A 15139-nucleotide genomic window follows, 5' to 3' on the forward strand; every position below is an offset into this window, starting at 1 on the left:
GAAGGGGTCGAATTTCAGTGCAACTGCACCGCACGGACGTGGTCGACGGGGCCATCGCCATTCTCGACCAGTACGGCCTCGCCGATCTGACCATGCGGCGGCTCGCGGGTTCCCTGCACGTACAGCCCGGCGCGCTGTACTGGCACTTCCCCAATAAACAGGCCCTGCTCGGCGCGGTCGCGGACCGCATCCTGGCCCCCATGGACGAACCGGTCGAAACCACCGAATGGTCCGGCCAGATCACCGAATTGGCGCACCGCCTGCGCTCCTGCCTGCTCGCCTACCGCGACGGCGCCGAATTGGTCTCGGCCACATACGCTTCCCGCCTCACCACCAGCAAGGGCCGGGAACGCCTGGCGGGCGCGGCAATCCGCGCCGGCATGACCCGCGAGGAAGCCGAACTGGCGGCCTACACCCTCCTCTACTACGTGCTGGGTCAGACGGTCGACGAACAGTCCCGCATCCAAATGGATTCCGCCGGAGCCCTTCCCGAGGAAAGCTCCCCCCTCTACGACAGCCCCGACGCCACCTCCCGCTTCGACTTCGGCCTGCAACTATTCATCAGCGGCGTCCGCCACCTCCTCGGCACCCGAGTGCGCTGAATCAGCAGAACAATTAGTTCGAATAGGCACACTCTGCAAATTCGGGGCACATCCGGCGAGTCCGCCGCATTGTTCGGCGATTCCTCCGGTGTCACATTAGTCTTGCGCAATCATGCTGACACCTACGCCGAATGATCCACTCCCCCAGCGTATCCGAGCGGTCGTCTTCGACTGGAGAGGCACGCTCGTCTCAGAACTCGACGCATGCGGATGGGTCCGCGAAGCACTACGACTCACGAACCGCGATCACGATGATCATGCCGTCGACACGGTACTGAAAGCCATTCACGCGCCCGAATTACTCCGCAGACTCCAGTCACCGCAGGGCAACACCAGCGCACAGCGTCACCGTGAGACCTACTACGGCGTTTTCACCGATGCCGGGCTGGAAAAAGATGTGGCGGACGCATTGTGGGACATCGACTCGAGTACGAAATACAACCATTTCGCGGCAGACGCGGCGGACACCATCCACATGGCTATCGAGAATGGTTGCAAGATCGGCGTTCTCAGCAACATTCATTTCGATATCCGTCCGGTCTTCGACGCCGCCCGGCTACTGGAACAGATCGACGCGTTCATCCTGTCCAACGAGGTCGGCGTGCAGAAGCCGGATCCCGCGATCTTCCAGCTGATGCTCGATGAACTCGGTACCGATGCCGCCGCCACCCTGATGGTCGGCGATCGGCCCTCGCGTGACGGTGCTGCCGCGGCGGTCGGCATGCCCACCCTGATCGTTCCCCCGTTGACCGATCCCGCGATCCGCCAGCTCCACATCGTCGAGGAAGCGATCCTCGCCGGTCACGCACCAGCCGCCCGGACAGCCTGATCCCTCAGGCCAGCCGCATCGCGCGTTCGATCGCGCCGAGTCCGGCGTCGATCGCGGTCGGCTGGCCTCGTCGGCACAGTTCGCCGACCAGATCCCGGGCGGTCGGATGGTTGTAGACGTACTGCGGGGCCAGCCGAGCCGCCCGCTGCAGCTGATGCACCGCCGCACCATCCTGTTTGAGTAGCCCACAGGCGCGGGCGATTTCGATGCGATGCCGGGTGTGCCGCTCCTTCGAAGCGAGTCGCGCCAGATTGATCGAGGCATGCCGACGCAACGCGATATCGGGCTGATCGAGCGCGACGGCGATCTCCGCGGCATGGATATCGCAGTTCGTACGCCCGAAAACGGTCTGAAAGTCATTGCGATCCACACCGAGCCGGGCCGCGGCCACCTCCGCCTCGGCCAGGTACGCCCACGCGCCGGACGCATCGTGGCGGCGCGCGGATGCCACCGCGCAGCGCAGATGCAGTGCTCCCCACAGCGAAAGCACCTGCGGTGCTGGCGAAGTCATGGCGGCGCGGAGATCGTTCAGTGCGGCCTCGGCGACCGTCAGCACCTCGGTGGTGGCCTCGGTGTGCAACAGCACCCCGCAGCGGTCCCAGGCCGAGCAGGCACGCATGAGCGGATCTCCGAGCCGGGCCGCGGCGGTCGCGCCGTTCTCTACGGCCGTCCAGGCCAGATCGTGGTAACCGAGCTGATTGAGCACGGTCCGGGCGACATGCGATGTCTCCACGATCAATCCGTCGACCAGATCCCGTTCCGCGCCGTCCACCGTGAGGGCGGCGGTATTCAGCGATTCGGCCAGATCCGGGAGCTGCCGCATCACCTCCGGCAGATTCGCGGCCTGACGCCGCCTGGTGATGCGGTCGACCTCGGCTCGCAGATCCGGGAGCAGCTGCGGCGGTGCCGCCGGACGTAGACCGGGCTGTCCGGCGAGGCCGAGACCGGTGCGGCGCAAGGCTGTTCGCAACGCCGGGATGGCGCTGTGCTCGGTCTCCTGGCCGAAATCGAGGTGCTGTCCGAGCAGCCAGCCGATATCGATCTCCAGCACGGTGGCGAGCCGATCGATCACCGAATACCTGTCGAGTTCGATGCGGCCGGCCTCGACTCCTCGCAGCCAGGATTCCGAACGCTGCACGAGACCGGCGAGGGTGGCTTGACTCATCCTGCGGGCCCGCCGAGATCGTCGTATTCGCGAGCCGATGGTCAATGCGGCATTGGTGCTGGTGGCCACACTCCGAGTCTATGGGGTCGATCCGGAAAAACCGCTAATAAATTGACGGTCGACAGATTCTTCGCCGGACCGTCAGATATCTGACGAAACTTCGACCGAATAGTTGCCATTCTATTCGCGGCCGGGAATCCGGCGAATCGATCTTGCGCATGGGATGGAACCTTCACAATGACAGATTTCAATGAATCGCCGGACAGCGGAAATGATCATCGAGCGGATACCGAATCGTCGACGCGTCCGATGGTGGTGCTCTCGATCAGCGCCGGACTGGCCACGATCACCGGACTGCTCACCGACTGGAATACGGCGTCGATGGTGTTTCTCGCCATCCTCACGCTGTACGGCAATGAGCGCCCGAGATCATGAAACGGTTCATTCCAGGCCCATTCCATTTTTGATTCCGACCAGTCCGGCATCAAATGCGGAACGTCGCGCCCGGCGCAGCAGATTCTCCACCACACCGCGTGCGAGAGGATGACCGTAGACATACTGCGGTGCGTCGTCAGCCGCTATGCGCAGGGTCATGACCGCACTCGCGTCGTCGCCGATGTGCGCGTAGGCACGTGCCACATCGATGCGGTGCCGGGAATGGCGTTCCTTACTCGGCACCGAGGTGAGATCGAAACCGGCACTGCGCCGTAGCGCCACATCCGGCTGATCCAGTTCCACCGCGATCTCGACGGCATGAATCGCCACATTGCCGGGACCGAAGACAGTCTGAAAATCGTTGCGCTGGACACCGAGCCGGGTCGCCGCCCGGTCGGCCTCGCCCAGGTGCTCCCAGGCCGACGCCGCGTCAGCACCGCGCGCCGCCGCCACAGCACACCGCAGATTGAGCGCCCCGAACAGCGAAAGTACTTGCGGGTTCGGCGAACTCAGCCCGGGACGCAGATCGTCCAGTGCCGCTTCGGCCACCACGCGAACCTGCCGCAGCGCCCCGCTGTGCAGCAGCACACCGCACCGGTCCCAGGCCGCGACCGCGAGCATGAGCGGATCACCCAGACGAGCGGCGGCCGCGGCGGCGTTACCGGCGGCGGTCCAGGCCAGATCGTGGAAACCGAGCTTGTTCAACGCCATTCGCGCGACCTGGCTGGTTTCGATGATCAGGCGATAGATCCCATCCAGCTCAGCGGTGTCCGCCGCGTCGAGCGCCCCGGTGTTCAAATCCTCCACCAGCCGTGGCAGTTCGAACATGACCGCGCGCAGGCTCGCCGCCTGCCTGTCTCGCACTACACGAAAGACGTTGGCGCGCAGTGCATCCATGGGCACCGGCTCGGCGACCGCGGATATTCTCCGATGCCCCGACAACATCAGATCGGTGCGGCACAGCGCGGTACGCAGCGCGGGAACCGCACCGAATCCCGCATCCCGGGCGGGTTCGGCGGATCGATAGGGCTGTCCCAACAACCATGGAATATCGGTGCCGAGCAGGTCGGCCAGCCTGTCGATCGACGAATACCGATCCGGGGTGAGCCGATCGGCTTCCACCTCACGCACCCACGACTCCGGCCAATCGCCCAGCGCGCCGAGGTCCGCGACGCTCAATTCCCTCGACAGCCGGGCACGCCGGACCCTGGCACCGAAGCTGTCGCCGATCGCATTGCTCGGCATACGCTGATTGTGCGGTTCCGGCGCGACTCACGTCGGCCATTCGCGAACTTGATCTCGCGAATGACCGATCAGTGGATGACGTCGAAGACGTTCTTCTGGAGGCCGTTCGAGTAGGACTCGCTTTCGACCAGCTTCAGTTTCTGGGTGTCCTTGTCGGTGGTGGAGAACAGGCGCTTGCCGGCGCCGAGGAGGAGGGGGAAGACCAGGAGGTGGTAGCGGTCGATGAGGTTCGCGTCGGACAGGGACTGGTTCAGGGAGGCGCTGCCGTGCACGATGATGGGGCCGCCTTCGGTTTCCTTGAGCTTCGCGACGTCGTCGAGTGAGCGCAGGATGGTGGTGTCGCCCCAATTGGTGACCAGGTCTTCGTCTTTCAGGGTGGTGGAGACGACGTACTTGGGCATCTTCTTGTAGTCGCCGAACTCTTCCATATCCGGCCAGACCGGGCTGAAGGCCTGGTAGCTGACCCGGCCCAGCAGCATGGCGGCGGCCTCGGTCTGTTCGCGGCCCTTGATCTCGAAGGCATCGGGCACGAAGTCGATGTCCTTGAAGGTCCAGCCGGAATTGCGGTAGCCGGGCTCGCCGCCCGGGCCTTCCACGACGCCGTCGAGGGAGATGAACGCGGTGCTGATCAGGGTGCGCATGTGGTTGTCCTTCTGTGTGTTTCGGATCGTTGGTCGATTCAGCCCAGCAGGGTGCTGAGCCACTGCTGCCAAGTGGCTTGTACCCCATCGGTTTTCGGGCCGAAGAGGTGGTGGAACATCAGGGTCAGGCCGGTGGGCCCCTGGTGGAAGCTGTAGAGGGCGTCGGCGGTGCGGACCTCGAAACGCTGGTCATCCGCCCACACCACTTCGCCGTCCAGCGGCGGAAGTCCGGCGATCTCGGCGTGCGCCCGCGCGCCGTTGGTGATCGGCGTCGGCAGGGCCAGTGCCGCGGTGAGCGCGGCCCGAACCTGTTGTGCCGACTCACCATTCGCGACAGCGAAGACCGGCACGCCGATGCGGCCCGGGAAGTGCGTCAGGTATTCACTCAGCGTGTGCAGGTGGAACGGCCAGCCGCTGCGCAGCGCGTCGTACTCGTCCTGCCAGTTGTCACCGAGCATGCCGCTGTGCACGACCCGCAGGACGGTGCTGCCACCGTCGCGACCCTCGAGCAGGTATTCGAAGGCCATGAATTTGCCGTCGGCATCGGGTTCGGTGCGGGTGGCCAGGCGCTTGCCCGGGTCATAGGCGGTGACGGTCGATTCCTCACGGTGCCCGCCGGTGTCCATGGCGGCGATACCGCCCACGCGCGGTTCGACCTCATTGGCTCCCATGAACCAGGAATCGATGCCCGGACCGGTGGCGATCGCCTCCCACACCTGTTCCGGGCTCGCGGCGAGAATCGTCTCCAGTTCGATTTCGAACGGCTGCGGCATTGGTCAGTTCTCCTGTCCTGCTTCGGTTTCGGTCTCCGGCTTCGGCGTGGAGCTCGGTAGCGCATCGGGGATCTGATGCAGTCCGACGATCACCCGGTGGCGACGTCCGCCCGCGGCCGACTCATCGTGATAGCGGCTCACCAGCCCGGCCACGGTCTGCGCGAGTTCATCGGCGAAGGCGGCGCGGTCGGCGGCGGAAGCGAATCGCACTTCCGCGTCGATGCCGAACGAGGCGACCCGGCGCTGGGCCCGCGCGGCTCCGGTGAGCAGCGCGCCCACCTCCTGCACCAGGCGTGAGCCGAGTGCCAGCAACCAGCGGGCCGAGAGCTGATCGGGTGAGCGGTCCGGATCGGGACTGATCGCGCCCAGCGCACTCGGCGAGATCACATAGGACGCGGCGATGGCGCGATAGACCCGTTCGGTGACATTGCCCTTGCGCCGCTCCTGCTCCAGCTCGACCAGACCGTGCTTCTCCAGCTCCTTGAGGTGGTAGTTGATCTTCTGCCGAGGCAATCCGAGCCGCCCCGCCAGCATGGCCGCCGAACCGGGTTCGGCCAGCGCGGCCAGGATCCGGGACCGAATCGGGTCCAGGGACGCCTCCGCCACGGCGGGTTCTTCGATCACGGCTACGTCGAGCATGCGCCCAGTCTGCTACCGACAAATATTTTTGTCAAGACAAGTATAGTTGTCGGTGCAGGATCATCTGGGCGGGGCCGCGACCGATACCGGCTGCTGCCGCAGCAGCCGGATGAACGGCACCGCCTGCTGTTCGATGACCGCGTTGTACTCGCGCGGGCGCTGAATCGGATTGGCGTGCGCGGTATTCCGCGTCGTGATGACCAACAGCGTGCCGTTGACGCCGCCGACCTGATCGATGAGCACGCGATGCGAGTAGTCGACATCGACGATCGGATCGCGGTAGCCGTCATGCGGGCGGATGAAAACGATTGCGGGACGCGGTTTTCCGGCGGCGGGTTTGGCCAGGGCGCGCAGATCGTCGATCGCGCCGCCCGCCACGATCGCCTTGAATTGCGCCTCGATGAGCCCGTTGCTGGCGATATCGCTGTTGAAGATCTTGTCGCGCAGCACCTGCGCTACCGCCTCGCGGAATCGTTCCGGACGGAAGCCGTAGCGGCCACCGCCCATGAATCGCTCATGGCGAGCGTACATTTCGACGGTGAAGCGCAGCAGGCGGCTTTCCCGCGCGCCGGGAATCCAGCCGGTCCAGCGCAGCATTTCCTCACCCTGATCGCGACTCTCGGCGCGGACCGCGTGCAGGTCGACCGGGGTGCAGTCCAGCATGACCGCGAGCACCCGTCGATCACTCTCGGTATGCAGGTGATTGGCGATCTCGAGCGCGATGACCCCGCCCATACTGTGGCCCACCAGGACCACGTTCGGCGCGCGGGCCGCCGCGGTGACCTTCACGATCAGATCGGCGATGACCTTGGTGTCGATACCGGTGTTGTCATAGCGCACCGCCCACACCGAACCGAGTTTGCTCAGCGACGGCAGCGCCTGCGCGGTATCGGTGGCATCGAGCACGCCGAGCCCGACGAGATCGAAGACCGCGGTATCGGACGCGCGCGGATCCGAGGGTCCGGCGATCGGCATGACCGCCGGTTCGGTGCGCGCCAGCCGGGCGCGTTCGGGCATGACATCCCAGGCCAGATACTGGGCGAAGAGGCCGATCAGCATGAGCGGAATCAGGCTGCCGCGCAGCAGGATCAGCCGGGTGCGCCGCCAATCGATCCAGTCGTGGCCGAGGCGGGTTTCGCGCAGGCGGGCCTGCCGCCGTCGATCGTCGTACTCAACGGCAGTGGACGGACGTGGATAGCCCGGCAGCGCCATACCAATCCACCATAGGCACCGAACCCGGGATCGCGCAGCCGTCCGTTACGCCTGATTCAGTCGGGCGGTGTATTCGATTCGGCGTGTTCTGCCAGGTCGGCGAGCTTGGCGAGGGACATGCGGAAGCCGAGTTCATTGTCGTCCGGGGACAGTCCGGGCGGCAGATTCTCATGCTTGGCGATCACCCGGGTGCCGCCGCGCTCGGAGGATAGCGAATAGGTAATGGTCATTTCGCCGGATAAGTCCGGGTTCTCGGTTTCGAATTCGACGCTCTGCACCACCTCCGCATCCGGCACCAGGCGCACGAAGTGGCCGTGGAAGGTGTCGGTATGCGCGGAGGTTTTACCGGCCACGGTGGGGACGTCATAGGTGAGCGAGATTCGGAAGCGGCCGCCGACGCGCGGGTCGAATTCGTGGATGCGACTCGTCATACCGTCGGGGACCATCCACGTTCGTACCGATCGCGCATCGAGCAGTGCCCGGAAGACATTCGGGCGGGGAGCACTCACGAACCACTCGACGCGGGTGGAGTTCACGGGCGTCACCATACGCCCGGTCTGTTGGTTTCCGAGGCCGGTTCGAGTGGACAGCGCGCAGGTCAGAGCTGGGGTGGGGCGGGCAGGGTGAGCGTGGCTAAGGTGCCGCCATCGGGTGCGGAACCGATCGCCACCGAACCCGAATGCGCGCGGGCCACCCACTGCACCAGGGATAGCCCGATACCGTACCGACCGCTCGGACCGGTCGCACCGTGCTCGAAGGGATCGGCCAGCTCCGGATCCAAGCCCGGACCGTGATCACGCACGGTGACCGCGTAATCGGCGACGGTGATCTCGATCGGCAGGCCGCCGTGCACCAGCGCGTTATCGATGAGATTGCGCACCGTCAGCGCCAGCAGATCCGGATCCGCTTGCACCACAACCGGTTCCGATCGCACCTCGATATCCGCCACCCCGGATTCGGCGACCACGCCCTCCACCAGCTGGTCCAGGCGCAGCCGCTCCACCTCGAGTTCGCCTATCCCGGTCTCGGTGCGGGTGCGCGCCAGCAGGCCCGTGACCAGGCGGCCCATCCGATCGGTGAGCTCACGCGCCTCGGTGACCGCGCGCCGGGTGTCATCCGGATCCCGCAGTGCCGCATCGAGATACAGCCGCAGCGTGGCCAGCGGCGTGCGCAGTTCATGGGAGGCGTCGGCGAGGAAACGCTCCTGTTCGGCGAGCATGCGCACCGCCGGGCGGGTGCTCACCCCGGACAGCACGTGACCGATCAAGGCCGCGAGGGCGATCAGGCCCAGACCGCCGAATTCCAAGGCCAGCACCAGTTTTCGGTGATCGCGCAGGGAAGGTTCCGGGTCCGCGCCCGCGAAAACCACCGCGCCGACGGCATAGTCGGCGTCGTATGCCGGAGCCGCCGCCACCCGAATCCGATTACCCGATCGATCGGTCATGGTGCTGAGCACGGTGTCCTCGGCGAGCGCCGTCTGCGCCGCCGCCGCACTCAGATCCTGCGGCAGCTCCGAGCGCAGATGCCCATATTTCTCATGCCATTTCCCGTCCTGTTCCAGCGATAGCACCACGACCGCCGCATCACCCTGCGCCAGATCGTCATCCCGCAGCGCCTCCAGATCGAGTGCGCCCTCCTCATTCCAATACACCACTCGCGCCAACCCGGTGACCACCCGATTCACGCTGTCATCGAGCTCCCGGTCCCGCGAATGGCTGTCGATCGACGCGGCCACCGTGGCCAGTACCAGCAGACAGGCGGCCGTGAGCGCGGTGAAAAGCGCCGTCAGCAACCATCGCATCCGCCGCAACCGCCCCGGCGTCGTCGGATTGCGGCTCGGACCGGTCGCGGCCTTATCGCCGCGCGATCGAAACAGTGCCGCCACCCGTGCGCGCAGCCGAAGCAGCCACGCGCTCATGGGGATTCGGCGATCGTGAAGCCGACACCGCGCACCGTATCGATGAGCGGCGGATCACCGAGTTTGCGGCGCAGCTGCGCGACCACCACGTCCACGACATTGGAGGCGGGCTCCGCCATTTCGTCCCAACAGGATTCGATGAGTTCGGTGCGCGAGACCACCGTGCCCGCGCGTGCGGCCAGCAACTCCAGCACGCCGAACTCCTTGGGCGTCAAGGTGAGTAGCACGCCCGCGCGATGCACCTTGCGGCGCGGGCGATCGACGGTGAGATCGCCGAGCGTGGTGCGGGTCGGCGCGGGCGGTTCCCGGCGGCGGCACAGCGCGCCCACCCGCGCGGTGAGCTCATCCATGGCGAACGGTTTCACCACGTAGTCATCGGCCCCCTGCGCGAACCCGTCCAGCCGATCCGCCAGCGCGTCCCGCGCGGTGAGCATCACCACCGGCGTCCGCTGTCCGGACTCCCGATGCGCCTTCACCAGATCCAGCCCGTCCCCATCGGGCAGCCCGCGATCCACGACCAGACAGTCATAGGCGTTGACCGCGATCTTCAGATCCGCGTCGGCGTAATCGCGGGCCAGATCCACCGCGAACCCGGCCGCGCGCAGCCCGGCGGCCACCTCGTCGCCCAGCCGCCGATCGTCCTCACACACCAACACCCGCACTTTCGCCATTAGAGCATCACCCCCGACGCCCCGGCCAGCACACGCGCGGTGTGCCATCCAACAATCAGGCACACGTCCAGGTCAGCGCGCGCAGCGGCCGACCGCGTCTCGAGGCGGGACGCCGGGCTCACGCGGCGATCACGCCGGGGATGGGGCGGGGGAAGCCGGGGAGGACGTCGGAGGCGGGGATGCCGAACCAGGATTCGGCGAGGGTGGCGTAGTACTCGGTCATGTGGACGGTGGCGCGGAGGTTGTCGTCGGGGTCGAGGGTGCGCAGGGAGGGCAGCGCGCCGAAGACACCGGTATTGGTGGGGCCCAGGAGCAGGGCGGTGCCCGCCGCGCCGTGGTCGAGGCCGTCGGAGCCGTTATCGGGGACGCGGCGGCCGAATTCGCTGTAGGCGGCGATGAGGACGCGGTCGGCGATACCGCGCGCGGCGAGGTCCGTGCGCAGGGCGGCGAGGGCGGCGTCGAGGTCGCGCATGAGCAGGGCATAGCGCGCGGGATGCGATGTGTGGGTGTCGAAATCCGCGCCCACCGGGACGTGGACTATGCGCAGACCGTGCTGGTCGTCGGCGAGAAGCCGTGCGGCCAGGCGCAATTGGATGCCGAGGTCGGTGTCCGGATAGCCCGCGGCGGCGGGTGAGAGGGTGGCGGCGACATCCGAGAAGCGCAGGGCCGATGCGGTGCCCGCGCGGGCGGTGGCCAGCAGCGGGGTGTCCGCACGGTCCGGATGCGACATGGCGCGCTGGGCGGCCAGCCATGCCGAACGCAGGTTCTCATCCTCGAAAACCGGGAAGAGACCGTCGTTTCCGGCATCCACCGACAGCGTGGTGACGTGTTCACAGGCCAGCGCCTGGGTCGCGCCGACACCGAGGGAGACGCCGACCGCCGGGACGCTCGGATCGCCGAGGTGATCGCAGAGCCTGCCGAGGAATCCGGTGGCCGGTCGGGTGCTGCCGGCCGGATCACCGGTCTGCCAGCGGTACAGCATTTCGAAATGCGAGAGATCGGGTTGGGCGACACCGACACCCGGAATCACCGAGACGCCCCCGGCCGCCAATTTCGGGAGTTCCGGGTGCAGCCCGATCGAATTGTCGATCGCGTGCACCGCGTCGGCGCGAATCGCGGTGGCGGGGCGCAGATCCCGGTAGCGGGAATCGGCATAGGGCACGGCCATGGACAAACCGTCACTGCCACCGGCCATTTCGATCACCAGCAGCCGCCGCAGCTCGGGTGCGGCGGCGCGCACGGGCGGGGACGGCTGCCAGAGATCCGGAGGTTGCCAGGACAGGGTGCGCACGGCCGCGATGCCCGCCGTGGTGGCGGCCACGCCCAGGCCGACACCGGCCCGCAATGCCGTGCGCCGAGTCAACGAGACCATGAGTTTCCCTACTGTGCGTGCGCACCGGCCGTTCAGGCCAGCGCGAATTCGGGTGAGGTGAGGGTGAGCGCGAGCAATCCGGTCGCGGCCTGTTCGGGATCGCGGCGCAGTGCGAACGCGAGATCACGTGCGGCCACGGTGGTTTCCGGTGTCACATCGTGGATTCCGGCGCGGGCGAATACCGCCGCGACAGGATCCGCCGCATTGGCCAATTCGGGAATCACCGGCGCGTCCACCGCGAGCGCGGCGCGCGCGACCGCGCTGCCCGGACCCAGCAGCGTGCCGCCGAGTGGCCAGCCCGCGACATTGGGCGGATAGAACGGGGATTGGCCGAGCGCGGTCATATGCTCGAAAGCCGCTGCCGGATCATCGATTCCGCACACCGCGAAGGCGGCGGTGACCCATTCGACCGGGTAGCGGGGGCGGGTGCGCACGGCGGTGCGAAACGATTCATGCCGCACGATTGCCTCCACCAGCGGCCGAATCTCCAAGCGCGCCCGCGTGAATACCTCGGCCAGCTCCCCGAGCCGCTGGTCGCCGGGCCACTCCCCCAGCAGGAAGGCGTGCAGTTTGGCGGCGATGAGCCGCGCGGTCTCCGGCTGATCGCACAGCACGTCCACGGCGTCGTGCACATTGGTCACCGGGCGCGAAAGCAGCTGCACCGCGGTCTGATTCCCGGATTCGCGATCGAATACGGCCTTACCGTCGTCATCCACGCTCCACCCGGACAGCGCCGACGCCGCGGCCTTCACATCGGCCTGCGAATAGTTCCCGCGCCCAATGGTGAACAGTTCCATGAGTTCTCGCCCATGGTTCTCATTCGGCGCGGAGGCCACCGAGCCCGCCCCGTCGAGCCACTGCAACATGGCGGCGTCGACGGTGATCGCCTGTGCCAGCGCCCGGAAATTCCCCAGTGCGTGCTCGCGCAGCAGTAAATGCTGCCGCCACATGAGATCCCAGGTGTCGACCTTGTCGTGGCTGGAGGTGAAATGCCCGTGCCAGAACCACACCAGCTTCTCGTGCACCCCGGCGGCCGGATCGGCCATGAGCCGCAGCCAGCGCACCGCCGGTCCATCCGCCCCGGCTTCGGCGAGCTCGTCGAACACCGGTGCGGCGGGTGTCAGCGGCCGCGCGTCCAGCACCGCATCCAGGGTGCCCCCGACCCCGCGCGCAGCGAACGCCTCGGTCATCCCGGGAAATGGGCCGAAGGTGGTACGCCGCAGTACATGCGCCACAGCGGCGAACTCGTCCATGCGCTCACGGTCGCAGTGGGCTCATTAGGAAATCGTGAGGCCGGGAGAATGGCTCCCGTCAGTCCGATGCGTTAGCCGGAATTCACTGCGGACGGCTGGAGATCCGCAGGTGTGGATCCCTGCCGAAAGCATGCCGGGATGACGGGGGCGGCGTTAGTTGGCCGGGTGCAGGTGGCGGGCGGTCCAGGCGGGGTCGAACCAGGTGGGGGCGGTGGTGGTGAAGCGGCCGGTGGACCAGGAGCCCGCGCCGGCGGGGAGGGTGCCGATGATGTCGATGCCGGTGACGGCGGGGAGGTCGGTGCGGTTGCAGTCGGCGGCCAGGTCGGGGGTTTCGGGCCAGGAGCCGATGACCAGGCCCGCGCAGTGGACGCCCGCGGAGTGCAGGGTGCGAGTGGTCAATTCGGTGTGGTTGAGGGTGCCGAGTCCGGCGGCGGCGACCACCAGGACTGGGGCGTCGAGTTTTTGGGCCAGGTCCAGGAGGGTGAATTCGCCCATGCGGACGAGCAGGCCGCCCGCGCCTTCGACCAGGGTGAGGTCGGCGTCGGCGCAGGATTCGATACCGGCCACGGTTTCGGCCAGGGTGAGCAGCGGCTGACCGCAGCGGCGGGCGGCGGTATCGGGGGCCAGGGGTTCGGGATAGCGGGCCAGTTCCACCGTGCGGGTGATACCGCTGAGCCGGGTGATCTCGGCGAGATCGCCGGGTTCGCCCGGCGCGATACCGGTTTGGGCCGGTTTGACCACGGCAACACGTGCGCCCGCCGCGGCGGCGGTGGCCGCCAGCGCGGCGGTGACGATGGTTTTGCCGACATCGGTCGAGGTGCCGGTGATGAAGAGCAGACTCATGAGGCGACAACCGTCCGTTCCCGTGCTTGTGCCAGCACTTCGCCGAGAATCGTTGCGATGGTGGCGATGTCATTGTCGGTGAGATTCGCGCGCGCGGTCAGCCGCAGTCGCGAGGTGCCCTCGGGGACCGAGGGCGGCCGGAAGCATCCGACACTGAGCCCGCGCGCCGCACACGCCTGGGCGGCGTCGTAGGCGATCTGCGCCTCACCGAGCACCACCGAGACCACGGCCGAATCAGGTTGCGGCACACCGGCGATGCGCGCCAGATCGGCGGCCCGCTCCAGTACACGCGCGGCCATACCGGGATCACGGCGCAGCACCCGCAGCGCGGCGCGCGCCGCACCGACCGCCGCCGGAGCCAGTCCGGTATCGAAAATGAACGTCCGCGCCGAATCGATGAGGTGCGCCCGCACCCGGGCACTGGCCAGCACCGCACCACCCTGTGCCGCAAGGGCTTTGGACAGCGTCGCGGTGATCACCAGATCGGGTTCCCCGGCCAGTCCGACCTCGTGCACCAGTCCGCGCCCGCCCTCGCCGCGCACCCCGATGCCGTGCGCCTCGTCCACGATCAGCACCGCGCCATTGGCCCGGGTCACTCGATGCAGTTCGGCCAGCGGTGCGAGATCGCCGTCCGCGCTGAATACCGAATCGGTGAGCACCAGCGCCCGCTCCTCGGTGCGCTCGGCCAGCAACCGGTCCACCGCGCCCGGATCCCGGTGCGCGGCAACCTCCACGCGCGCCCGCGACAATCGGCAGGCGTCCACCAGTGAGGCGTGACTGCCCGCATCGGACACCACCAGCGATCCACGCCCGGCCAGTGCCGTGACCGCGCCCAGATTCGCCGCGTATCCGGAGGCGAAGACCAATCCCGCTTCGGCCCCGACGAATTCGGCGAGTTCGGTCTCCAGCAGTTCGTGTTCGGCGGTGGTCCCGGTGACCAGGCGGGATCCGGTCGAGCCCGCGCCCCATTTGCACACCGCGTCGACGGCTCCGTCGATCACCTCGGGATGCCGGACCAGTCCGAGATAGTCGTTGGAGGCCAGGTCGATGCTCGCGGTCTCGGGTGCGCGGGGGCGTAGCTCGCGGCGCAGTCCGGCATCCACGCGCTCGGCGGCGCGTTCGTCCAGCCAGCTCAAGGGATCGGCACTCACAGCTCCGCAGCATACTTGAACACCGTTCAGGAGGCATCCGCCGGGCTATGCTGGATGCTATAAGGAGGCTGCGCGATGCCACGATGGGCAATAGTGGTCGAGCAGACGACCGGCTTCGGAGACAGTAAGAACTGGTCGCCGAAGGTCATCACCGAAGTGGTCGGCACCCGCGAGCAAGCTCTCGCCAAGCTGCCCGATCTAGTACAGAAATTCATTCCCGATCATCCGAAATTGATCAGCCGCCGCACGATCCTGCGCGACGGCGACACCTTCATGTTGATCGCACGCGGTTGGTCCGACGACTACCACTGCGTCTTCCGCGTCTGGGAAGTGCTGTCGGACACCGAGAATCCCGAACGAGTCCGGGAGAAACGCGCCAGTCGCTGAGCG

The 15139-nt window shown here is 67.1% G+C and carries 17 protein-coding genes; 4 read left to right on the plus strand and 13 right to left on the minus strand.

The features are described from left to right. The first annotated feature begins 17 nt into the window (after window positions 1-17). Complete coding sequence (locus tag AB0L82_RS29945; protein WP_364643434.1) at window positions 18-602, plus strand: TetR/AcrR family transcriptional regulator C-terminal domain-containing protein; 585 nt, start codon at window positions 18-20, stop codon at window positions 600-602. A gap of 112 nt (window positions 603-714) precedes the next feature. Further along, complete coding sequence (locus AB0L82_RS29950; protein WP_364643437.1) at window positions 715-1431, plus strand: HAD-IA family hydrolase; 717 nt, start codon at window positions 715-717, stop codon at window positions 1429-1431. A 4-nt stretch (window positions 1432-1435) separates the two neighbouring features. On the opposite strand, the gene AB0L82_RS29955 is transcribed toward AB0L82_RS29950, so the two are convergent. After that, on the minus strand, window positions 1436-2665 hold the full coding sequence (locus AB0L82_RS29955) for a helix-turn-helix domain-containing protein (protein ID WP_364643440.1): 1230 nt from the start codon (window positions 2663-2665) through the stop codon (window positions 1436-1438). A 168-nt stretch (window positions 2666-2833) separates the two neighbouring features. Here AB0L82_RS29955 and AB0L82_RS29960 point away from each other — a divergent pair, with 168 nt between their 5' ends. Continuing rightward, window positions 2834-3031, plus strand: a complete 198-nt coding sequence (locus AB0L82_RS29960) for a hypothetical protein (RefSeq protein WP_364643443.1) — start codon at window positions 2834-2836, stop codon at window positions 3029-3031. Window positions 3032-3037: 6 nt separating this feature from the next. Here AB0L82_RS29960 and AB0L82_RS29965 read toward each other — a convergent pair whose 3' ends face one another. From AB0L82_RS29965 to AB0L82_RS30020, 12 genes are all read right to left on the minus strand, one after another. Continuing rightward, window positions 3038-4276 (minus strand): helix-turn-helix domain-containing protein, encoded by a 1239-nt coding sequence (locus AB0L82_RS29965; protein ID WP_364643446.1) that lies wholly within the window; start codon window positions 4274-4276, stop codon window positions 3038-3040. Window positions 4277-4344: 68 nt separating this feature from the next. Continuing rightward, window positions 4345-4917: a dihydrofolate reductase family protein gene (locus AB0L82_RS29970; protein ID WP_364643449.1), complete on the minus strand. Its 573-nt coding sequence runs from the start codon at window positions 4915-4917 to the stop codon at window positions 4345-4347. 38 nt (window positions 4918-4955) lie between these two features. After that, entirely contained in the window at window positions 4956-5690 is a 735-nt protein-coding gene (locus tag AB0L82_RS29975; protein WP_364643452.1) for an SRPBCC domain-containing protein, read from the minus strand. 3 nt (window positions 5691-5693) lie between these two features. Continuing rightward, a complete protein-coding gene (locus tag AB0L82_RS29980) occupies window positions 5694-6329 on the minus strand; it encodes a helix-turn-helix domain-containing protein (RefSeq protein WP_364643454.1) in 636 nt (211 codons plus the stop codon). Between the two features lie 60 nt (window positions 6330-6389). Further along, window positions 6390-7541 (minus strand): alpha/beta hydrolase, encoded by a 1152-nt coding sequence (locus AB0L82_RS29985; RefSeq protein ID WP_364643457.1) that lies wholly within the window; start codon window positions 7539-7541, stop codon window positions 6390-6392. Window positions 7542-7597: 56 nt separating this feature from the next. Then, window positions 7598-8077, minus strand: a complete 480-nt coding sequence (locus tag AB0L82_RS29990; protein WP_364643460.1) for an SRPBCC family protein — start codon at window positions 8075-8077, stop codon at window positions 7598-7600. Window positions 8078-8139: 62 nt separating this feature from the next. Then, window positions 8140-9459, minus strand: a complete 1320-nt coding sequence (locus AB0L82_RS29995) for a HAMP domain-containing sensor histidine kinase (RefSeq protein ID WP_364643463.1) — start codon at window positions 9457-9459, stop codon at window positions 8140-8142. Next, window positions 9456-10121, minus strand: coding sequence for a response regulator transcription factor (locus tag AB0L82_RS30000; protein ID WP_364643466.1), 666 nt, complete (start codon window positions 10119-10121; stop codon window positions 9456-9458). The genes AB0L82_RS29995 and AB0L82_RS30000 overlap by 4 nt, the downstream gene beginning before the upstream one ends. Window positions 10122-10248: 127 nt before the next feature. Beyond that, a complete protein-coding gene (locus tag AB0L82_RS30005) occupies window positions 10249-11502 on the minus strand; it encodes a DUF1501 domain-containing protein (protein ID WP_364643469.1) in 1254 nt (417 codons plus the stop codon). A gap of 32 nt (window positions 11503-11534) precedes the next feature. After that, on the minus strand, window positions 11535-12755 hold the full coding sequence (locus AB0L82_RS30010; RefSeq protein ID WP_364643472.1) for a DUF1800 family protein: 1221 nt from the start codon (window positions 12753-12755) through the stop codon (window positions 11535-11537). 153 nt (window positions 12756-12908) lie between these two features. Beyond that, window positions 12909-13598 carry a dethiobiotin synthase gene (bioD, locus tag AB0L82_RS30015; protein ID WP_364643475.1) on the minus strand — a complete coding sequence of 230 codons (690 nt, stop codon included), beginning with the start codon at window positions 13596-13598 and terminating at the stop codon, window positions 12909-12911. Then, window positions 13595-14749: an 8-amino-7-oxononanoate synthase gene (locus AB0L82_RS30020; protein ID WP_364643478.1), complete on the minus strand. Its 1155-nt coding sequence runs from the start codon at window positions 14747-14749 to the stop codon at window positions 13595-13597. Before AB0L82_RS30020 ends, bioD begins: the two co-directional genes overlap by 4 nt. 75 nt (window positions 14750-14824) lie before the next feature. Between AB0L82_RS30020 and AB0L82_RS30025 the strand changes: the two genes are divergently transcribed. Beyond that, entirely contained in the window at window positions 14825-15136 is a 312-nt protein-coding gene (locus AB0L82_RS30025; protein ID WP_364643481.1) for a hypothetical protein, read from the plus strand. The last annotated feature ends 3 nt before the right edge of the window (window positions 15137-15139 follow it).

The organism is Nocardia sp. NPDC052001, assembly GCF_040680615.1.
In the GTDB taxonomy this organism is placed as follows: domain Bacteria; phylum Actinomycetota; class Actinomycetes; order Mycobacteriales; family Mycobacteriaceae; genus Nocardia.